Source organism: Micromonospora sp. NRRL B-16802, from assembly GCF_001279555.1.
GTDB classification, from domain to species: domain Bacteria; phylum Actinomycetota; class Actinomycetes; order Mycobacteriales; family Micromonosporaceae; genus Micromonospora; species Micromonospora profundi.
The window spans coordinates 20,774-42,128 of the sequence record NZ_LGEB01000024.1; the positions used below are offsets into that span (position 1 = coordinate 20,774).

Sequence of the window (21,355 nt, forward strand, 5' to 3'; positions counted from 1 at the left end):
CCAGACTTCGCTACATCACGTCAGGCCGACACCGACGCCGTGACCGACTTGCACCGCTGATCGTTAGCCGGACGTGGCTGACACCTTCGACACCCTGCGCGACGACAGCAACCCCGCAGCCGCGAAAAGCATTCACAATTCATCCTTGACGGTTCACGACCCGCGTGGCGTCACACATTCCAGCGAATCAAGCCCTGCACAGCCGTACCGCGTCCTGTTGACGTGCGACTTCTTCGAACCGGGATTCCGGGCCGGCGGCCCTGTTCGATCGGTTGCCCAACTGCTCGACACCGTATCGCCGGCGATCGAAGTGATGATGGTGACGAGAGACCGCGATCTCGGCTCAACGGAGCCCTATCCGGGCCTGTCGGGTCGCTGGGCGCACCGAGGTCCCGCCCGCATCTATTACCTTGATCCGGGCCGGATCCGCCAGTGGTACACGATGCTGAGGGCGCTCCGATCGAGCAAGTTCGACCTTCTTTACGTCAACAGCCTTTGGGCGATGTCGTCGATTCTTCCGATTCTCGCCGCGCAAACACGCATCGTCCAGGTCGATCGGATACTCCTCGCGCCACGAGGTGAGCTAGCGGCGAGCGCGCTCGGGGTAAAGAGCCGGAAGAAGCGCTTGTTCCTACGCGTGTGGCGACCCATCCTCAGACGACTCAGGGTCCACTGGCACGCCACCAACCCGCACGAAGCGCAGCTGATCAGGGACGTCTTTCCCTGGGCCCGGATCGAGACGCGACGCAATGAGGTGTCACTTCCGCCAGAGCCAATCCCACCCGCCGAGATCGGTGGCCCTCCGCGTCTCGTATTCATCGGTCGCATCAGCCCGATCAAGAATCTGGCGAAGGTGGTCGAGGCCCTCGCACTGGTGACGCGGCCGGTGGTGTTCGATGTCTACGGCCCGATCGAGGACAGGTCCTACTGGGCTGAGTGCCAACTGCTCGCCCAGCGCCTGCCGGCGTCCGTGACGTTCTCCTATCGGGGAGAGCTCGCGCCCAGCGAGGTCCGGTCCACCTTCGCGCGATACGACATGTTCGCCTTTCCGACCCAGGGGGAGAACTTCGGCCACGTGATCGCAGAGAGCCTCTCCGCGTCATGCCCGGTGATCTGTTCGGACGAGACTCCCTGGAGCCCGGTGCTCCGGGCAGGCGGTGGAGCCGTCCTGACGGATGCCACAGTGGCGACTCTGGCTCACCAGATTGACCAGTTCGCGCAGCGCAGCCGGGAGCAACGGCTTGCGGCACGCCGGGCGGCGGGGCAGGTCTACCGGTCCTGGCGGGCCGAGACCGACGGGCCGAACATCCTCGACCGGATCAGGTTGACAGTCGCGGATCGCTGACCCCCGCCCCGACGGGCGGTGCCCAGCCGGCCGCGAAAGGACCACGGTTGAAGGAACCCTCGACTTCGGAGCAGACGCTGGCCAGGCCCACCGAGGCTGCCCGCTCCGACAGAAGCCGCCAGCCAGGGGTGCGGTCCAACACCATCGTGGCCTCGGTGTCCAGTTTGGTGAGCGGCCTGCTGAACGCCGGGATACTCGCGTACAGCGCGCGGCAGGGTCAAACCGCCGAAATCGCGGCCTACAGCGTGATGACGGCCGCGCTGACCTGGGCGGCCAACCTGGTGATGGGTGGATCGACCCTTCTGTATGTGTCAGGCAATGACGAGGAACGCCGCGCGGCGCACAGTCAGCGGCTCCTGGTGGCGGTGCCGGTCATGGCCACCGCCACCCTGCTGATCGCCGCGTTCTACACCGACCAGGGATACGGTGCGGCAGCCCTGATCAGCGCTGGCGGCGTGATGATTCTCAACAGCCTTGCCGACCTGCGTTTCAGCGACCTCGCCCGACAGATGCGCTTCCTCGCGGCCTCGGCTGCGATAGCGAGCACCCGCCTTCTGTCCATGGCGCTGCTGATCGCCGGCATTCCGCTCACAACCGCGCTGCTGATCGGCGCCGCCGTCTACCTCCTCAGCACGGAGATACTCGCCTGTCGCGGCCCCGGCGCCGCACTTCCGATGTGGAGAGGGCTGTCGCTGCGGGCCGCTGGACGCGCATTCCGGTTGAGCCGTCAGCTGTTCGCCTACAGCCTCGGCGAGGCGTTCACCGGCCGAGCCAGCACGATCGCCCTCTCATTGGTGGCGAGCCCTCAGGTCGTAGGCTGCTATGGCGCCCTGGTCAACATCTATCAGGCGCTGGTCGCGGTCACGTTCAGCGGACTCCGGGTGCCCATGGCGATCCGGACCCGGCGGCGGCACAATCTCGGTCCCACGGCGGCGATCAGCCGGGAGAGCGAGGTGATCGCCGTCATCGGTGCGACCATCATCGCCACCGGGGTCATCGTCACGGCGCCGTGGCTCACGACAAGCCTGCTCTCGCTGCCGATACCTGCATCGGCGCTCTGGCTGCAACTGTTGGCGCTCGCCCTACCGTTCACCACCGTGAACCGGGCCTACACGCTGAACCGCATCGGCGACGGCAACTACACCGCCGCCACCCGTCTCGCCCTGTCGATCGCCCTGCTCCTGGGCGGCGCGCTGCTCATCCAGGCGGCGACACTTGGACCGACGGGTGCCGCCGTCGCCACAACCGTCGCGGAGATGCTGGTCGCGGGGATCCTCGTGCTGGCCGCGGTGTCGCGTCGATACCGGCGGCGCAGATCTCACCGGCTCGCGTCTGCAGCCTCTGCCCAGGAGCGTGACCCGGCGCCGCCGGTCGACCTCCTCGGCAGGTAGGTGCCGCGGTGTCGCTCGGGATCAGGAAACAAACAGGGCGTGCTTGCCGGCGCGAGTGCGACCCTGGTCGGTCACCTGGTGGAACGTGATCGACTCGGCGCGAAGATCAGGGTGGTCCTTGCGCAACTCCCGAGCGAAGTACAGGCTCACCGCGTCGAGATCAAGCTCGTGGTCGGCCTGTACGTAGATGTGCAGGGCATCAGCTCGTTCCTGGCGGAACTGAACGCCGACGATTCCCGGAAGGGTCTTGAGGATGTGCACCGGCAGGATCGGAGAGAGGTCGAGCGTCCCGCGCGCCGAGCCGACCTGAACGATGTCCTGCCGTCGACCGAGGACCGAGCGGAACGCGAATGCGTTGCCGTCCACTGCATCAGCTGGTTCGACCCGGTCCCCGATGGCGTAGTTGACCAGTGGGAACAGTCGGTCGTCGAGGGTCGTGACCGTTAGCGAACCATCGTCGGCGACGAGACAGATGAAGCTGTCCCAGATGACCTGGATGGACCGCGCCTGCCCACGGGACATCGCCATCAGGCCGGTCTCCGCAGCGCCGTACTCGATGACCGCTCCTGCCCCGAAGACCCGTTCGATCATCGCGATGTCCGCGTCACTGGCCGTCTCCGCTGTCAGGATCACGGCCCGCAACTGACTCATGTCGCCCAGGTCCAGCGCGTTGCGCTCGATGTAGCGCGCGACTTTGAAGATCGCCGAGGTGTATCCGACCAGCAACACGGGTCGCCGGGACCGGATCGCCTCGTAGTGCCCTCGAAGCGCAGGATCGCTGAGGTCGTAGGCGTTCAACCGAGTGATGTTCACCAGGCGGTCGGCGACGTCACGCTTCAACCGAGCGACCCGGCTACCGATCCCGTCGCCGAACAGATGCGAGTGCCCCCACAGCAGGACCTGCGGCTCGAACGGCTGGACTCCCCGCCACGCCCGCCCGAGATAGTTGTTCGCCCACCGATCGGTCGACTCGCCCCGCCCCCGAGGAAACCTGGTGGGCTGGCCGGTGCTTCCGCCGGTGCTGTAGGCCTGCTTCGTCGAACCACCTGCGAAGACCTCGGCGGCGCGGCTGATCAGCAGTTCCTTGTCCAGCGTCGGAAAGTGGCGAAGGTCCGACGGCCGTGAGATGCCGGTGGGCAGGCCGTGTTCCTTGCGCCAGGACCGGTAGAACGGCACCCGAGTCAGGCAGTACGCCCACATCTTGTTGAAGCGTTCGACCTGGATCCGCTCGATCTCCGCGCGGGACAGGGGCGTGCTGTAGAGGGCGATCTTCCGTTCGAGTCGCCGGCGGCGTTCCGGGAACAGCCACCCGTGCTTCATCAGCGCACACACGTCAAGTCGCCTCCCGGCTCCGCTGCCCCCGTTGAGAGCAGGGTGACGTCCGCCAGCCCTGCTCGTTCATCAGCACCCCCGTTCAACGATGCGACAAAATGCCAGTTACGAGTCGAGTCGCGCGACCGTCACGTGCGGCGGTGACGCCGACACGGCCAGCCACCGCGCTCCCATCGACCGATTGACATTGATCAGCTCGCACCGGAAGGCTCGCGCCTACAGGTCCTTCACCCAAGGAGGCGCGATGAGACCGAGACGACTGGCTATCGCCGGCGTGGTCACCCTGCTCGGCGCACTGGCGTTGGCCCCACCGGCGAGCGCGCGGCCACCGTCCGACCCGGGCGCCCGCGACGGCCTGGAGGTGTACGTCGGCAGTGTCGACGCGAAGCAACGCGACCAGCTACGCGCGGCGGGGGTGGACCTCGGCCACGACGCGAAGACGGACTCGGCCGGTCGCACCACTGTCGAGACGGTCCTCAGCCGACGGCAGGCGAAGCGGCTGACCGACAAGGGTGTCCCGCTGTCGGTGAAGAAGGTCCGCGGCAGGGAGGCCTCGCAGGCGCTGCGGGAGCAGGCCGCCGCCGGCTGGACGTCGTTTCGCCCCTACGGGGAGCCCGGCGGCATCCGGGACGAGCTGAACGCGACAGCCGCCCGTCACCCGAAGCTCACGAAGGTGGAGACGATCGGCCGCACCCATCAGGGTCAGCCGATCCTCGCAATGAAGGTCACAAAGAACGCGCGGACCGTCCCGGATGGCAAGCGACCGGCGGTGCTCTACGCCGGCGCCCAGCACGCCCGGGAGTGGATCACGCCGGAAATGACCCGCCGGCTGATGCACCACGTGCTGGATCGCTACGGCACCGACCGGGAGATCACCCGTCTGCTGGACACCACCGAGTTGTGGTTCCTGCCGGTGGCCAACCCGGACGGCTACGACTTCACGTTCACCCCCGGCAACCGGCTGTGGCGCAAGAACCTGCGTGACAACAACGGCGACGGGCAGATCACCTCCGGTGACGGTGTCGACCTGAACCGCAACTTCGCCTACAAGTGGGGGTACGACAACGAGGGCTCGTCGCCGGAGCCGAGCAGCGAGACGTACCGCGGCCCCAAGCCGAACTCGGAGCCGGAGACCGTAGCCCTGGACAGGCTCTTCCGTCGGGTCGGCTTCGAGTTCTTCGTCAACTACCACTCGGCGGCCCAACTGCTGCTCTACGGCGTCGGTTGGCAGGTGAGCACCCCCACCCCGGACGACGTGATCTACGAGGCGATGGCCGGCGACGACGCGAACCCGGCCGTACCGGGCTACGACCCGGACATCTCCGCCGAGCTGTACACCACGAACGGTGACACCGACAGCCACGCCACAGTCAAGTACGGCACGTTGGGCTTCACCCCGGAGATGTCGACATGTGAGGCCGCCGCGGCCGTCGACCCGGACGACCAGTGGCGCCCGGAGGACTGCGTCAGCGGCTTCATCTTCCCCGACGACGAGAAGCTGATCGCCGGTGAGGTGAGCAAGAACCTGCCGTTCGCGCTGTCGGTGGCGCGCTCCGCGGCGGACCCGGACGACCCGGTGTCGGTAGTGGGCCGCACCACCCCGGACTTCGTGGTGGACGCGTTCGACACCTCGTACGGGCGCACTCAGCAGGTCGCCGCGATCACCCGCCGGGCGCTGAAGAACGTACGGATGCACTACGTCGTCAACGGCGGCCGGCCGAAGACCACGGCGGTCCGCGAGTGGCGTGGTGGTGAGCGGTACGGCGACACCCACGACGCCTACTACGCCGAGCTGCGCGGCACTGTCACCGGGGCGAAGCCGGGCGACCGGGTGGAGGTCTGGTTCACCGGGGTCAAGCAGCGGGCCGGGGTGGTGGCAAGCGAACACTTCACCTACCGGGTGCACGGCGACATCGGCGGCGACGTGCTGGTCCTCGCAATGGAGGATGTCACGGGGCTCAGCCCGACGCAGACGGGCACCACGGCGAAGTACGCCGACGAGATCGCGGCGTCCCTGACCGCCGCCGGGCGCAGCAGTGACGTGTACGACTTCGACGCGCAGGGGCGGACGGCGCCGCATCCGCTCGGCGTGCTGTCGCACTACAAGACGGTGGTCTGGGAGACCGGCGACGACGTGATCCCGCGCTCCGCCGGTCAGGTGCCCGGCACGGCGGCCAAGGCCGCGCTGGACACCGAGCTGGCCGTCCGGGACTACCTCAACGAGGGCGGCAAGCTGCTGGTCAGCGGGCAGTACGCGCTGTACGCGCAGGGCGCCAACGGGTCGTACGTGTACCGCCCGGACGCGCCGCCGGAGTGCACCGACGCCGAGGACCCCACGTGCCTGCCACTGTTGAACGACTTCCAGCAGTACTGGCTGGGTGCCCACACCTACGTCTCCGACGGCGGCACGTCGCCGGAGGGTGAGCCGTACCCGGTCGCCGGGAGCAGCGCGCCGTTCACCGGTTTCACCGGGCAGCTCAACGCTCCCGGGTCGGCGCAGAACCAGGCGCACACCGCCTCGTTCCTGACCACGTCGAGTTTCCTGCCGCCGGACCAGTTCCCCCAGTTCGCCAGCTCCGCGCCGGTGGGCTGGACCAGGCCGGGCGGCGCGCCGTTCGACCCGCGTACCGGTGAGTGGTACCTGCACAGCGGCCAGTCCGACGAGTCGTACAAGCGGCTCTCCCGCACTGTCGACCTGACCGGGGCGACGAGCGGCGAGCTGCGCTTCTTCACGTCGTACGAGATCGAGCAGAACTGGGACTTCCTCATCGTCGAGGCGCATGAGGTGGGCAGTGACGGCTGGACGACCCTGCCGGACGCCAACGGCAAGACCAGCACGGCCACCGGGGAGAGCTGCGCCTCGGGTTGGGTGGAGCAGCTGCACCCGTTCCTCGCCCACTACCAGGGCGCGGACTGCTCCTCGACAGGCAGCACGGGCAGCTGGAACGCGGCGACCGGCTCCTCGGGCGGCTGGAAGGAGTTCGTCGTCGACCTGTCCGCGTACGCCGGCAAGCAGGTCGAGGTGTCGATCTCGTACGTCTCGGACTGGGCCACCCAGGGACTCGGCGTGTTCGTGGACGACGCCCGGGTGATCGTCAACGGGTCAACGGTCGCGGAGACGTCGTTCGAGTCCGCTGACCTGGGAGGCTGGACGGTGGCCGGTGCACCGGCAGGCTCCGCGGGCAACCCCAACGACTGGTCGCGCAGCCAGCAGGCGTTCGAGGAGGGCTCGGTGGTGGTCACCGCCGACACCGTCTACCTGGGCTTCGGGCTGGAAGGACTGTCGCCCGCGGCCCGCGACGACCTGGTCGCCCGCTCGCTGACCCACCTGACCGGCCGACCCCGCCGCTGACGGCGTCGAGGTGCGCCGACGGTCCCCGGACCGTCGGCGCACCTTCGACGGTACGCCGGGCGCGTCCCCCGCCGATGTGGTGAGCTGGACGAATGTCAGGGCTGGGACTGGTGCTGCACCCCACCCGGGATGTCACCGAGGTGGTCGAGATCATCGAACGGTGGGCGACGCGCCACAACAAGTCGCTGATGGTGCGCGCGCAGGACAGGCACCGCGTGCCGACAAGCGTCGAGCCGGTGCCGGAGTGCGAGGTGGCCACCCGCGCCGACGCGTTGATCAGCATCGGCGGCGACGGCACCATGCTCGGGGCGTTGCGCTCGGCCGTCCTCGACCCGAAGCCGGTGCTCGGCGTACACCTGGGTCGGCTCGGTTTTCTCGTCGAGGTGGAGCCGCCGGCGCTGCCCGAGGCGTTGAGCCGGCTGCTGTCCAAGGACTTCACCATCGAGTCGCACGCCTGCCTGGCCTGCGACGTGTGCGGCGACGACGTGGTGGCGTTCAACGACATCGCGCTGGTCCGCCAGCCCGGGTCGGGTTTCGTCACCGCCACCCTCGCCGTCGATGGCCAGCAGTACGGCTACTACCGCGCCGACGCCGTTGTGGTGAGCACGCCGACCGGTTCGACGGCGTACAGCTATGCCGCCGGCGGTCCGCTGATCTCTCCGGCGACGGACGCGGTGGTGATCACGCCGTCGGCGCCGATGGCCGGCATCTCCCGGTCGGTGGTGCTGTCGCCGGACGAGAAGGTCCGCCTCGAACTGGAGCCCCACTCGTCGGCGGTCGTGGTGGAGATGGACGGTCTGGTGTTCCGCGACGCGGCGACCGAGGGGGCCGTCGACATCAGCTACCGCCGCAACGCCGGTCTGGTGGTGCGCTTCGACCGGCAGCGCTACCAGGAACGCAACCAGCTGAAGATGACCCTGCTCGACCTGCCGTTCCTGCCCGAGCAGCTCCGCGAGCTGCTGCCCGACGGAGCCCAGCGAAGCCACGACCGGGAGATGCCCCCACGCCGCTGAACCTCACCCACCCACCACACCCCGCCGCGTCCCCCACCTCTGGTTTCGGCCGTCGATCATGGGGTTAGCGGGCGCGACACACCGAGCGCCACCCGCCAACTTCATGATCAACGAAGTCTATAGGGGGCAAGAGCAGGGTCAGGTGTTGGTCAGGGCTTGGTCTACCAGGGACTTGGCTTCCTCTTGAATGCGCTTGAGGTGGTCGGGGCCCTGGAAGGACTCGGCGTAGATCTTGTAGACGTCCTCGGTGCCGGAGGGTCGGGCGGCGAACCAGCCGGACTCGGTGCTGACCTTGAGACCGCCGATCGGGGCGCCGTTGCCGGGCGCGGTGGTCAACGTCGCGGTGATCGGCTCACCGGCCAACTCGGTGGCGGTGACCTGGTCCGGGGAGAGCTTGGCGAGCACTGCCTTCTGCTCGCGGGTGGCAGGGGCGTCGATGCGGGCGTACGCGGGTGCGCCGAACCGGTCGGCCAACTCCGCCCAGTGCTCGCTCGGGCTGCGCCCGCTGACGGCCAGGATCTCGGCGGCGAGCAGGCAGAGCAGCAGGCCGTCCTTGTCGGTGGTCCAGGTGGAGCCGTCCCGGCGCAGGAACGACGCGCCGGCGCTCTCCTCGCCGCCGAAGCCGACAGCGCCGTCGAGCAGCCCCGGCACGAACCACTTGAAGCCGACCGGCACCTCCAGCAGCGGCCGGCCCAGGTCGGCGGCGACCCGGTCGATCATCGACGAGGAGACCAGCGTCTTGCCCACGGCGGCGGCCGGACCCCAGTCGGCGCGGGTACGGAACAGGTGGTCGATCGCCACCGCGAGGAAGTGGTTGGGGTTCATCAGGCCGGCGTCGGGGGTGACGATGCCGTGCCGGTCGGCGTCGGCGTCGTTGCCGGTGGAGATCTGGTAGTCGGCGCGTGCGGCGATCAGCGACGCCATCGCGTTCGGCGAGGAGCAGTCCATCCGGATCTTGCCATCGCCGTCGAGGGTCATGAACCGCCAGGTCGGGTCGACCGTCGGGTTGATCACGGTCAGGTCCAGCCGGTGCCGCTCGGCGATCTCACCCCAGTACGCGACGCTCGCCCCGCCCAGGGGGTCGGCGCCGATTCGCACACCGGCGTCGCGGATCGCGTCCACGTCGATCACGGCCGGCAGGTCGTCGACGTAGTTGGCGAGGAAGTCGTACTCCCCTGTGGTGTCGGCGGCCCGGGCCCGCGCGTAGGTGATCCGGCGGACCTCCTTGAGCCCGGCGGAGAGGATCGCGTTGGCGCGGTCCTGGATCCACCGGGTGACGTCGGTGTCGGCGGGCCCGCCGTTTGTGGGGTTGTACTTGAAGCCGCCGTCGTCTGGCGGGTTGTGCGACGGCGTGATCACGATGCCGTCGGCGAGGCCGCTGGTGCGGCCCCGGTTGTGGGTGAGGATCGCGTGCGACAGCGCCGGCGTCGGGGTGTAACCGTCGCGGCTGTCCACCAGCACGGTCACACCGTTGGCGGCGAGCACCTCCAGCGCGTCCACAGCGGCCGGCGCGGAGAGCGCGTGGGTGTCCCGGGCGAGGAACAGCGGCCCGTCGAGGCCCTGCTCCCGGCGGTAGTCGCAGAGCGCCTGGGTGACCGCGAGGATGTGGTCGGAGTTGAACGCGTTGCGCAGGCTGGAACCCCGGTGGCCGGAGGTGCCGAAGGAGACCTGCTGCGCCGGGTCCGCCGGGTCGGGGTGCTCGGCGTAGTAGGCGGTCACCAGGCGCGGCACGTCGACCAGGTCGGCGGGCTGGGCGGGCTGGCCGGCACGGGGATGGGTCACTGCGGGATCCTCCTGGAGCAGGTACGGGTACGGGTGGTCACGGCTCGATCTTCTGGCCCTTGCCGATCACCACGACGCCGTTGTCGGAGACGGTGTAGCGCTGCCGGTCCTTCTCCAGGTCGACGCCGATCTCGGCGCCCTCCGGGACGAACACGTTCTTGTCCAGGATGGCCCGCCGGACCACCGCGTGGCGGCCGATCTCCACACCCTCCATCAACACCGAACCCTCGACGTGCGCCCAGGAGTGCACCCGCACCTTCGGCGACACGATCGAGTTCTCCACCAGCGAGCCGGAGATCACCACGCCCGGGGAGACCATCGAGCCGACCGCCCGACCGACCCGCTCACCCCACTGGTGGACGAACTTGGCCGGCGGCCACGGCAGCTGCTCGGTGTAGATCGGCCAGTCGAAGTTGTACATGTTGAACACCGGGTGCACGTTGATCAGATCCATGTGCGCGTCGTAGAACGAGTCGAGCGTCCCGACGTCACGCCAGTAGCCGCGGTCCCGGTCGGTGCTGCCCGGCACCTCGTTGTCACGGAAGTCGTAGACGTTCGCCTCGCCCCGCTCGACGAGCATCGGGATGATGCTGCCGCCCATGTCGTGCTTGCTGGTCTTGTCCTCCGCGTCGCGTTCGACCGCCTCGCACAGCGCCCGGGTGGTGAAGACGTAGTTGCCCATCGAGGCGTAGATCTCGTTCGGCGCGTCCGGCAGGCCGACCGCGTCGGTGGGCTTCTCGCGGAACGCCCGGATGCGCCGGCCGTCCTCGCCGACCTCGATGACGCCGAACTGGTCGGCCATCGACAGCGGCTGACGGATGCCGGCGACGGTGACCGCGGCGCCGGAGGCGATGTGGTCCTCCACCATCTGCCGCGGGTCCATCCGGTAGATGTGGTCGGCGCCGAAGACGATCACATAGTCGGGCTGCTCGTCGTGGATGAGGTTGAAGCTCTGGTAGATGGCGTCGGCCGAGCCGGCGAACCACCAGGGGCCGCGACGCTGCTGCGCCGGCACCGGGGTGACGTAGTTGCCGAGCAACGTCGACATCCGCCACGTCTTGGTGATGTGCCGGTCGAGGGAGTGGGACTTGTACTGGGTCAGCACGACGATCTTGAGATAGCCGGCGTTGGCCAGGTTGGAGAGGACGAAGTCGACCATGCGGTACATCCCGCCGAACGGGACGGCCGGCTTGGCCCGGTCGGCGGTGAGTGGCATCAGGCGCTTGCCCTCACCACCCGCCAGGACGATCGCGAGCACCTTGGCAGCCATGCCCCGACGCTATCCATCCGCGTCGGACTTCACCACTCGTACGGGGAGTCTTCTGCACTAGGGTGCGAGGTCATGACGGAACCCACCCCGCTGCGCGTCGACCTGCTGACCCGTGAGTATCCGCCGGAGGTCTACGGCGGCGCCGGTGTGCACGTCGAGTACCTGGCCCGGGAGCTGCGCCACCTCGCCGACGTGCGGGTGCACTGCTTCGGCCTGCCGCGCACCGAGCCGGGCGTCACCGCGTACTCCGATCCGCCTGGTTTGACCGGCGCGAACGCCGCGTTGCGCACGCTCGGTGTGGACCTGGAGATGGCCGCCGGCGCGGCCGGCGCCGACGTGGTGCACAGCCACACCTGGTACGCGAACATGGCCGGGCACACCGCGAAGCTGCTGCACGGGGTGCCGCACGTGCTGACCGCGCACAGCCTGGAGCCGCTGCGGCCGTGGAAGGCCGAGCAGCTCGGCGGCGGATACGCGCTGTCGTCCTGGGCCGAGCGCACGGCCATGGAGGCCGCCGACGCGATCATCGCGGTGAGCGCCGGCATGCGACGCGACGTGCTGACCGCCTACCCGCAGGTCGACCCGGACCGGGTACGGGTGGTCTACAACGGCATCGACACCCTCCAGTACGCCCCGGACGCCGGCATCGACGTGCTGGAACGGCTCGGCGTCGATCCGGCCCGACCGAGCGTGGTGTACGTGGGAAGGATCACGCGGCAGAAGGGGCTGCCCTACCTGCTGCGCGCCGCCCGGGAGTTGCCCGCGGACACTCAGCTCGTGCTGCTCGCCGGCGCACCGGACACCGCGGAGATCGCCGCCGAGGTGCAGGATCTGGTCACCGAACTGCGGGCCAACCGGTCCGGCGTGGTCTGGGTGGCCGAGATGCTGCCCAAGCCGGAGGTGATCCAGGTGCTCACCCACGCGACGGTCTTCGTCTGCCCCTCGGTGTACGAGCCGATGGGCATCGTCAACCTGGAGGCGATGGCCTGCGAGACGGCTGTGGTGGCGACCGCCACCGGCGGCATCCCGGAGGTGGTGGCCGACGGTGAGACGGGTCTGCTCGTGCCGATCGAGCAGGCCACCGACGGGTCAGGTACCCCGTTGGACCCGGACCGTTTCGTGGCCGACCTGGCGGCGGCGATCAACACGTTGCTCACCGACCCGGCGCGCACCCAGCGGTTCGGCCTGGCCGGCCGTCAGCGCGCTGTGGAGCACTTCTCCTGGGACGCCATCGCCCGGCAGACCCTGGACGTGTACCGCTCGGTCGGCGCGGCGGGCTGACCCGCCCCGGTCATCAGGCTGAGGAACGGCCGTCGTACGTCGCTCGGTTGCGGAGCACCTCGTCCATGTGCGTCTGGGCCCAGCCCTTGAGGCCGCGCATCATGTGGTGCAGCGAGAGGCCGAGGTCGGTCAGCTCGTAGGTGACAGTGACAGGCACGGTCGGCGTCGCCGTGCGCGTGATCAGTCCGTCGCGTTCCAGGGAGCGCAGCGTCTGGGTGAGCATCTTCTGGCTGATGCCGGCCAGGAGGCGCGACAGCTCGGAGTAGCGCAGCGGGCGGGGTTCACCGGTGCAGTCGGCGCCGAACCGGTGGGAGCCGTCGCTGCCCAGCGCGGCCAGGATCAACGTGACCCACTTGTCGGAGATCCGGTCGAGCAGTTTGCGGCTGGGACACTCGGCCAGGAAGACGTCGTACGCCTCCTTGGTCTGTGCTCTCTGCTGGGCCGCCGTCGTCGTCGCCATCCCCGCCACTCCCCCACCTGTCGGTGTGTTACGCACTTCAAAGTGCCTACTTCCCGGCAGGAAGTTACCCGACCAGAGTGAAGCAGGCACCTGCGCGGCACCGATCGCGCCGTACTCCACCTGGAATCCGAGGTCTGCACATGCGCTCCACGTCCCATCCCGACGACGCCCGTTCCCTTCCCGGCGGCGGCGCTTCCCTTCCCGGCGGCAGCTGGATGCTTGGCGACCTGACCGTCACCCGCTTCGGCTACGGCGCCATGCAGCTTGCCGGCCCCTGGGTCATGGGGCCGCCCGCCGACCACGACGGCGCGCTCGCCGTCCTGCGCGAGGTCGTCGAACTCGGCATCACCCACATCGACACCAGCGACGCCTACGGGCCATACATCACCAACAGGCTGATCCGGGAGGCTCTGCACCCGTACCCCGAATCGCTGCACATCGTCACAAAGGTCGGCGCCACCCGCGACCAGCAGGGCGGTTGGCCCCCCGCCCGCAAGCCCGACGACCTGCGCCGGGCGGTCCACGAGAACCTGGAGAACCTCGGCGTCGAGGTGCTCGACCTGGTCAACCTGCGGCTCGGCAACGCCGAAGGCCCGCAACCCGGCTCGCTCGCCGAACCGTTCGAGACGCTCGTCGACCTCCAGCGGCAGGGCCTGATCCGGCACCTCGGTGTGAGCACCGCGACGGCGCAGCAGGTCGCCGAGGCGCAGACGATCGCACCGATCGTGTGCGTGCAGAACATGTACAACCTGGCCTTCCGCCAGGACGACGAACTGATCGACACGCTCGCCGAACAAGGCATCGCCTACGTGCCCTACTTCCCGCTCGGCGGCTTCAGCCCGCTCCAGTCCGCTGCCCTGTCGGCCGTGGCCGCCAGGTTGGCCACCACGCCGATGTCGGTCGCCCTGGCCTGGCTGCTGCAGCGCTCGCCGAACATCCTGCTCATTCCGGGTACGTCGTCAGTCGCGCACCTGCGCGCGAACGTCGCCGGCGCAGGGCTGTCGCTCTCCGACGAGGACCTCGCCGACCTGGACAAGATCGGAAGGTGACGACGCGTCCGCCGCGCGGGGTGCACGGTCGTCTTCGCGTCGGGTGCCCGGCCACCTTCGCGTCGGGTGCCCGGCGCGCCCCGTGGGGCGGCGCCTCGTGCGGCGGGCGCCTCGTGCGGCGGGCGCCTCGTGCGGCGGGCGCCCGTGCGGCGGGTCATCCACTGACCCGAGCGCGCTGCGGTAGTCGAGCTTGGCGGGCTACAGCAGGCTGCCGATCCACAGGCCGAGCGCGGCCAGCACGAGGCTGGCGCAGAGACTGCCGAGCACGTTGAACGCCTCGACGGCCGCGTTCTTACGCAGCAGCCCCAGGGTGTGCCACTCCTCCGTGGAGAAGGTGGTGTAGGCGCCGAGGAAGCCGACCCCGACGACCGCAGCGAAGTCCTGGGCCCCGGCGGCCGAATTCTTCACGGCGTAACCGGTGACGATGCCGAGCACGAACGCACCGGAGACGTTGATCAGGAACGTGCTCGCCGGGAACGCCTTGCTGGACCCGGTGGCCCGCCTACTCCACCACGGCTTCACCAGCGCGTCGACGCCGGCGCGACTCAACGCGCCGAGCCCGCCGGCCAGGAACACGCCGATGCCCACCCACATCAGGCGCCCCTACCCGCCGGATGCCCCACCCGCATTTCCACGAGACGGGCGCCGAGCGCCGCCGCGAGCACGCCTCCGACGATGGACACCACGAGGTAGACGATCCCTATCCCACTGCGCCGCGCGCCGATCAGTTGATCGGACTCGACGATGAAGTGCGACCAGGTCGTGAACCCGCCGATGAGCCCGGTCGACAGGAACGGCTTGCCCCACGGGCCGCGCAGCCGGTGCGCGAGCAGCGTCATCACGGCGCCGAGCGCGAACGCGCCCACCATGTTGATCACGAAGGTGACCCAGGGGAAGTGTGGTGGTGTGGACGGCGCGAGCCCGAGCCCCAGCAGGTACCGCAAGGTGGCACCGATGCCACCGCCAACGACGATGGCGAGGATGGGTCATGCACCCATTCACGCATCGGCGTACGCCGTGACCACCCAAGCGCGGAAGGTGTCACCCGTACGGTCGACGGGCCAACCCCGGACACCGCCACCTGAACGGATCCGTTGAGGGTCGCTGGTCGGTGTCGACAGCGCCCGGAATTGTCGTACACCTGTTCTAGTCTTTGTGGGTGATCGATGCGTTGGCGCAGGCAGAGGCCGCTGTGGCGGCCTGCCTCGACCGCGCCACCTGGCCGCCGACGAGCAGGACCTCGTCGCCGCCCTGGACGCCGCCCACCGCTTGGAGCAACGCCTGGCCGCGGTCAAGCTGACCCTCGTGCGCGAGCTGGACGGTCGAGGCACCGCCACCGCGCAAGGTGCGTCCTCGACGGCGGTGTGGCTGCGCGACCGCCTGCGCCTCGGGGTCGGCGCCGCGCGCCGTCTGGTCGAGCTCGCCGCCCTGCTCGACGCCACTCCGGCCGGGGTGCGTGACGCGCTGGCCGGCGGGGCGGTCACCGTGGAACAGGTCCAGGTCATCGCCGACACGGTCAAGACCGTGCACAGCGCCGCCGGTGCGGAGGCCGCCGACAAGGCCGTCGGTGTCCTCGTCGACTGGGCCACGCAGTTCGACGCCGTCCTGCTGCGCAAGCTCGGCACCCGGATCCTCGACCACGTGGCCCCAGAGGTCGCCGACGCGGCCGCCGAGGCGGCGCTACGGGCACAGGAGGCGCGGGAGGCCCGCGACCGGCACGTGACAGTGAGCGAGCAGCCCGACGGGCGCCTGCGCCTCTCCGGCGTCCTCGACACCGAAGCCGCCGCCCTGCTGCGCGCCGCCATCGACCCGCTGACCACGCCCTCCGGGCAGGACGACACCCGCACTGCCGGGCAACGCCGCCACGACGCGCTCGCCGACGTGTGCCGGCTCGCCCTGCGTACCGGCGACCTGCCCGAGAACGGCGGTGACGTCGCCCAGATCGTCGTCACCACCAGCTACGACGGGCTGACACGGCTCCTGGGCACCGGCACCCTGGACCTCGGTCAGCAGCTCACCCCCGAGGCCGTACGTCGGCTCGCCTGCGACGCAGCGATCCTGCCCGCCGTCCTCGGCGGCGCCGGCCAACCACTCGACGTCGGTCGACAGCGACGCCTCATCAGCGGTCCGCTCCGTCGGGCACTCGTGTTGCGCGACGGCGGCTGCGCCTTCCCCGGCTGCGACCGCCCGCCACGCTGGTGCGACGGCCACCACATCCGGCACTGGGCCGACGGCGGCGACACCAGCGTGGCCAACGCGGTGCTGCTCTGCGGTCACCACCACCGCCACATCCACCGCGGCGACTGGGCCGTGCGTCTCGGCGGCGACGGCCACCCCGAGTTTGTTCCGCCGGCCTGGCTCGATCCGGACCAACTCCCCCGCCGCAACCACTACCACCGACGCAGATAGCGGGCGACGCAGATAGCGGACGACGCAGATAGCCGCTGCCCCAGACCGCCACCGACGCATGGCCACCGACCCTGTCGGTCGCGAGGGCGCCGGGCTGCCTGGTCCACGGGGAACCCGACGGTCACGCCGAGGCGTGCGCCGCGGGCCGGGATGCCGCCTTGGCGACGGCGTCGGCCGAGATCGCCCGCCGCTGGCAGCAGGCCGGAACGCTGGCCGCCGACGCGGACCCGGACCAGGTCGGCGCCGCCATGCTCAGTCTGCTGCAGGGCTACATGCTGCAGCTTGCTGATCAGGGGCACCGGCCTGGACGGCTACCTGGCCGGCGTGAACGCACCACTGGCCGCGCCACCCGACAGGACCGGCCCACCAGACGGCAGCGGGGGCCGACCGGACGTGAGACCGACCGTGGGCCCGGCCGCAGGGGGAGACAGGCTTGCTTGGCCGCGCGCGAGCCGATCTCGCACAGTAGGTTGGCGGGGTGACTGGACGGTTCCCGATCGAAGACGTCTCCCCCGTCGTCTCGTGCGGGCGGTACCCGGCGAAGGCGGTGGTCGACGAACCGGTTCCGGTGTCGGCACGCGCCTACCGGGAGGGGCACGACGCGCTGGGCTGCAACGTGGTGTGGGCCGGCCCGGACGGCGAAACCCGGCCGTTCACCCGGATGCGCCCCGGCGAGCCCGGCCAGGACCGCTGGCACGCCACCATCACGCCGGACGCCGTGGGCGAGTGGACGTTCTCCGTCGAGGCGTTCCAGGACCCGTATTTGACCTGGCAGAACGCGGTGACCAAGAAGATCGCCGCCGGGCAGGGACCGGCCGAGTTGGCCAACGACCTGGCCGAGGGCACGCGGGTGCTCGCCGCCGCCCGGGACCTCGTGCCGGCGAGCGACCGGCCCAGGCTCGCCGACGCGCTCACCGCGCTCGCCGACACCGACCTGCCGCTGCCGCAGCGGGTCGGCCCGGCGCTGAGCCTGGCCGACCTGCTCTGGGAGCACCCGGTGCGGGAGCTGGTGACGGCCGGTGAGGCGTACACCGTCTGGGTTGACCGCAAGCGGGCGCTCTACTCGGCCTGGTACGAGTTCTTCCCCCGCTCGGAGGGTGCGGCGGGCGGCCGGTCGGGCACCTTCGCCACCGCGACCGACCGGCTGCCGGGTGTGGCCGCGATGGGCTTCGACGTGCTCTACCTGCCGCCGATCCACCCGATCGGCCGCATCAACCGCAAGGGCCGCAACAACGCGCTCACCGCCGGGCCCGACGACGTGGGCTCGCCGTGGGCCATCGGCGCCGCCGAGGGCGGCCACGACGCCATCCACCCCGACCTGGGTACGCCCGCGGACTTCCGCGCCTTCATCGAGGCGGCGGCGGCGCAGGGCCTGGAAGTCGCCATGGACCTGGCGTTGCAGTGCGCGCCGGACCACCCGTGGGTCACCGAGCACCCGGAGTGGTTCACCACCCGGGCCGACGGCAGCATCGCGTACGCGGAGAATCCGCCCAAGAAGTACCAGGACATCTACCCGGTCAACTTCGACAACGACCCCGAGGGCATCCGGGCCGAGGTGCTGCGGGTCGTGCTGCACTGGGTGGGCGAGGGCATCCGGATCTTCCGGGTGGACAACCCGCACACCAAGCCGTTCGACTTCTGGCACTGGCTGATCGCCGAGGTCAAGACCGTCGACCCGGACGTGCTCTTCCTGGCCGAGGCGTTCACCCGGCCCGCGATCATGCACGGGCTGGGCAAGATCGGCTTTACGCAGTCGTACACCTATTTCACCTGGCGCACGACGGCCGCGCAGATGCGGGAGTACTGCGAGGAACTGGTCGCGTCGGCCGACTACATGCGGCCGAACTTCTGGCCGAACACCCCGGACATCCTGCACGAGTCGTTGCAGCACGGCGGCCCGCCGATGTTCAAGATCCGGGCGGTGCTTGCCGCGCTGCTGTCCCCCTCCTGGGGTCTGTACGCGGGCTACGAGCTTTTCGAGCACGTGGCCCGACCGGGCGCCGAGGAGTACCTGGACAACGAGAAGTACGAGCTGCGGCCCCGCGACTGGGCCGCCGCAGAGGCGCAGGGCCGCTCGCTGGCACCGTTCCTGACCACCCTCAATCGGGTACGCCGGAACAACCCGGCCCTGCACCAGCTGCGCAACCTGCGGTTCCACGAGATCGACAACCCGGCGCTGCTCTGCTGGTCCAAGCACGACCCGGCGACCGGCAACACGGTGATCGTGGTCTGCTCGTTCGACTCGCGCGAGGTGCAGTGGGGCAACACGACACTGGACATGCCGGCGCTCGGCTTCGACTGGCACGAGCGGTTCACAGTGCACGACGAGTTGACCGGCACCAGCTACGACTGGGGTCAGCGCAACGCGGTGCGACTCGACCCGTACCTGCAACCGGCGCACGTGCTGACAGTGCGTCGCCCCACCCCGCCGACCACGCCGGAACCGGCGGGCGCCGAGCCGGCGGACCTCACCGTCGCCGAGGTGCCCGACGAGCTCTCCGGCGGCACCGCACCGACGACCCCGGCACCAGCCGCCCCGACCGACGCCGCCCCGAAGGACGCCCGATGGACCAGCTGATCACCGGCGCGACGCACGACCCGCACGCACTGCTCGGCGCGCACCCGACCGACTCCTCGACGACGGTCCGGACGATGCGCCGGGGTGCCGGCGACGTGGTGCTGCTCGTCGGCGACGAGCGCTACCCGATGAAGCGGGTGCACGACGTCGGCGTCTTCGAGGCGCAGGTCGACGGCACAGTGCTCGACTACCGGGTGGAGGTCGACGGGGCCGTCCACGACGACCCGTACCGCTACCCGCCGACCCTCGGCGAACTGGACCTGCACCTCATCGGCGAGGGACGGCACGAGCGGCTGTGGGACGCGCTCGGCGCGCGGGTCTTCGACGAGGGCGTGGCGTTCAGCGTGTGGGCACCCAACGCCCGGGGCGTGCGGGTGGTGGGCGACTTCACCGGCTGGGCGCCCGACGACGGGTGGCCGATGCGCTCGCTCGGGTCCAGCGGCGTGTGGGAGCTGTTCGTGCCCAATGCCCGCGTCGGCGCCCGCTACAAGTTCCGGGTCCTCGGCGCCGACGGGCAGTGGCGCGACAAGGCCGACCCCATGGCGGCGTACGCGGAGGTGCCGCCGGCCACCGCGTCGGTGGTGTACCACTCGACGTACCGGTGGAACGACGCGGACTGGCTGGCCCGACGCGCCGAGCGGCAGCCGCACCAGGAGCCGATGAGCGTCTACGAGGTGCACCTCGGCTCGTGGCGGCCCGGCCTCGGCTACCGCGAGTTGGCCGAGCAGCTCACCGCGTACGTCACCGAACTGGGCTTCACGCACGTGGAGTTCCTGCCCGTCATGGAGCACCCGTTCGGCGGTTCCTGGGGCTACCAGGTGACCGGCTACTACGCGCCCACGTCCCGCTTCGGCGACCCGGACGAGTTCCGCCACCTCGTCGACGAGCTGCACGCCGCAGGCATCGGCGTAGTCCTGGACTGGGTTCCCGCCCACTTCCCCAAGGACGAGTGGGCCCTGGCCCGCTTCGACGGCACCCCGCTCTACGAGCACCCCGACCCGCGGCGCGGAGAGCACCCCGACTGGGGCACGTACGTCTTCGACTTCGGCCGCCGCGAGGTGCGCAACTTTCTGGTCGCCAACGCGCTCTACTGGTGCGACCAGTTCCACATCGACGGGCTGCGGGTGGACGCGGTCGCCTCGATGCTCTACCTGGACTACTCCCGCAACCACGGCGAGTGGGAGCCCAACAAGTACGGCGGTCGGGAGAACCTGGAGGCCATCGCGTTCCTGCAGGAGGTGAACGCGACGGTCTACAAGCACCACGCCGGCGTCGTCATGATCGCCGAGGAGTCCACGGCCTGGCCGGGGGTCACCCAGCCCACGGCCGAGGGCGGGCTGGGCTTCGGGTTCAAGTGGAACATGGGCTGGATGCACGACACCCTGCTCTACACCTCGAAGGACCCGATCTACCGCCAGCACCACCACCATCAGCTCACGTTCTCCCTGGCGTACGCCTGGAGCGAGAACTACGTGCTGCCGATCAGCCACGACGAGGTCGTACACGGCAAGGGGTCACTGGCCGGCAAGATGCCCGGCGACACCTGGCAGCGGCTGGCAAACGTGCGCGTGCTGCTGGCGTACATGTGGGCGCACCCGGGCAAGCAGTTGCTCTTCATGGGCTCCGAGCTGGCCGACGACAGGGAGTGGAGCGAGGAACTCGGCCTCGACTGGTATCTGCTGCACGACCCCGCCCGCGCGGGCGTGCAGCGGCTCGTCGGCGACCTGAACCGGGTCTACCGGGACACGCCGGCGCTGTGGGCACAGGACACCGAACCGGCCGGGTTCCGCTGGATCGCCGGTGACGACGTCGCCAACAACACCGTGTCGTTCATCCGGATCGCCCCGGACGGCTCGACGCTGGTGTGCGTGGCGAACTTCTCCGCCCAGCCGCTGCACGACTACCGGATCGGCCTGCCGGCCGGCGGGACGTGGATCGAGGTGCTCAACACCGACGCCCACCACTACGGCGGGTCGGGCGTGGGCAACCTGGGCGCGGTGCACGCCGAAGACGTGCCGTGGCACGGAATGGTGGCGTCGGCGGCCCTCCAGGTGCCCCCGCTGGGTGCCGTGTGGCTCCGCAGGAACTGACCC

16 protein-coding genes are annotated in these 21,355 nt (G+C 69.9%); 9 read left to right on the forward strand and 7 right to left on the reverse strand.

The genetic code is table 11. From position 1 onward, the window contains the following. The first annotated feature begins 73 nt into the window (after positions 1-73). Together ADK66_RS04925 and ADK66_RS04930 are read left to right on the forward strand one after the other, a co-directional pair. The gene (locus ADK66_RS04925; RefSeq protein WP_157552235.1) at positions 74-1,345 is read left to right on the forward strand and encodes a glycosyltransferase family 4 protein; all 1,272 of its coding nucleotides are present in this window, start codon (positions 74-76) and stop codon (positions 1,343-1,345) included. A 47-nt stretch (positions 1,346-1,392) separates the two neighbouring features. Next, positions 1,393-2,736, forward strand: a complete 1,344-nt coding sequence (locus tag ADK66_RS04930; RefSeq protein WP_157552237.1) for a hypothetical protein — start codon at positions 1,393-1,395, stop codon at positions 2,734-2,736. Positions 2,737-2,757: 21 nt separating this feature from the next. Here ADK66_RS04930 and ADK66_RS04935 read toward each other — a convergent pair whose 3' ends face one another. Further along, positions 2,758-4,056: a phenylacetate--CoA ligase family protein gene (locus ADK66_RS04935; protein ID WP_053652695.1), complete on the reverse strand. Its 1,299-nt coding sequence runs from the start codon at positions 4,054-4,056 to the stop codon at positions 2,758-2,760. 256 nt (positions 4,057-4,312) lie between these two features. Between ADK66_RS04935 and ADK66_RS04940 the strand changes: the two genes are divergently transcribed. Further along, the gene (locus ADK66_RS04940; protein WP_053652696.1) at positions 4,313-7,420 is read left to right on the forward strand and encodes a M14 family metallopeptidase; all 3,108 of its coding nucleotides are present in this window, start codon (positions 4,313-4,315) and stop codon (positions 7,418-7,420) included. A 92-nt stretch (positions 7,421-7,512) separates the two neighbouring features. Beyond that, a complete protein-coding gene (locus ADK66_RS04945) occupies positions 7,513-8,433 on the forward strand; it encodes an NAD(+)/NADH kinase (protein WP_053652697.1) in 921 nt (306 codons plus the stop codon). 138 nt (positions 8,434-8,571) lie between these two features. Here ADK66_RS04945 and pgm read toward each other — a convergent pair whose 3' ends face one another. Then, positions 8,572-10,215, reverse strand: coding sequence for a phosphoglucomutase (alpha-D-glucose-1,6-bisphosphate-dependent) (gene pgm / locus ADK66_RS04950; RefSeq protein ID WP_053652698.1), 1,644 nt, complete (start codon positions 10,213-10,215; stop codon positions 8,572-8,574). Between the two features lie 37 nt (positions 10,216-10,252). Then, on the reverse strand, positions 10,253-11,485 hold the full coding sequence (gene glgC / locus ADK66_RS04955; RefSeq protein ID WP_053652699.1) for a glucose-1-phosphate adenylyltransferase: 1,233 nt from the start codon (positions 11,483-11,485) through the stop codon (positions 10,253-10,255). A gap of 72 nt (positions 11,486-11,557) precedes the next feature. Between glgC and glgA the strand changes: the two genes are divergently transcribed. After that, complete coding sequence (glgA, locus tag ADK66_RS04960) at positions 11,558-12,766, forward strand: glycogen synthase (RefSeq protein WP_053652700.1); 1,209 nt, start codon at positions 11,558-11,560, stop codon at positions 12,764-12,766. 13 nt (positions 12,767-12,779) lie between these two features. On the opposite strand, the gene ADK66_RS04965 is transcribed toward glgA, so the two are convergent. Continuing rightward, the gene (locus tag ADK66_RS04965; protein ID WP_053652701.1) at positions 12,780-13,226 is read right to left on the reverse strand and encodes a helix-turn-helix domain-containing protein; all 447 of its coding nucleotides are present in this window, start codon (positions 13,224-13,226) and stop codon (positions 12,780-12,782) included. Positions 13,227-13,366: 140 nt separating this feature from the next. On the opposite strand from ADK66_RS04965, the gene ADK66_RS04970 reads away from it, so the two are divergent. Continuing rightward, complete coding sequence (locus ADK66_RS04970) at positions 13,367-14,275, forward strand: aldo/keto reductase family oxidoreductase (RefSeq protein WP_053652702.1); 909 nt, start codon at positions 13,367-13,369, stop codon at positions 14,273-14,275. Positions 14,276-14,473: 198 nt separating this feature from the next. Here the strand turns inward: ADK66_RS04970 and ADK66_RS04975 are convergent, their stop codons facing one another. Together ADK66_RS04975 and ADK66_RS04980 are read right to left on the reverse strand one after the other, a co-directional pair. Next, the gene (locus ADK66_RS04975; RefSeq protein WP_082377223.1) at positions 14,474-14,869 is read right to left on the reverse strand and encodes a CrcB family protein; all 396 of its coding nucleotides are present in this window, start codon (positions 14,867-14,869) and stop codon (positions 14,474-14,476) included. Further along, a complete protein-coding gene (locus tag ADK66_RS04980) occupies positions 14,869-15,258 on the reverse strand; it encodes a CrcB family protein (protein WP_082377225.1) in 390 nt (129 codons plus the stop codon). Before ADK66_RS04980 ends, ADK66_RS04975 begins: the two co-directional genes overlap by 1 nt. Positions 15,259-15,430: 172 nt before the next feature. On the opposite strand from ADK66_RS04980, the gene ADK66_RS04985 reads away from it, so the two are divergent. Next, positions 15,431-16,684, forward strand: coding sequence for a DUF222 domain-containing protein (locus tag ADK66_RS04985; RefSeq protein ID WP_369814762.1), 1,254 nt, complete (start codon positions 15,431-15,433; stop codon positions 16,682-16,684). A 121-nt stretch (positions 16,685-16,805) separates the two neighbouring features. Here ADK66_RS04985 and ADK66_RS32550 read toward each other — a convergent pair whose 3' ends face one another. Further along, a complete protein-coding gene (locus ADK66_RS32550; protein WP_255353009.1) occupies positions 16,806-16,934 on the reverse strand; it encodes a hypothetical protein in 129 nt (42 codons plus the stop codon). A gap of 228 nt (positions 16,935-17,162) precedes the next feature. On the opposite strand from ADK66_RS32550, the gene ADK66_RS04990 reads away from it, so the two are divergent. Together ADK66_RS04990 and glgB are read left to right on the forward strand one after the other, a co-directional pair. After that, positions 17,163-19,262: an alpha-1,4-glucan--maltose-1-phosphate maltosyltransferase gene (locus tag ADK66_RS04990; RefSeq protein ID WP_053652706.1), complete on the forward strand. Its 2,100-nt coding sequence runs from the start codon at positions 17,163-17,165 to the stop codon at positions 19,260-19,262. Beyond that, positions 19,250-21,352 (forward strand): 1,4-alpha-glucan branching protein GlgB, encoded by a 2,103-nt coding sequence (gene glgB / locus ADK66_RS04995; protein WP_053652707.1) that lies wholly within the window; start codon positions 19,250-19,252, stop codon positions 21,350-21,352. Before ADK66_RS04990 ends, glgB begins: the two co-directional genes overlap by 13 nt. Positions 21,353-21,355 lie beyond the last annotated feature (3 nt).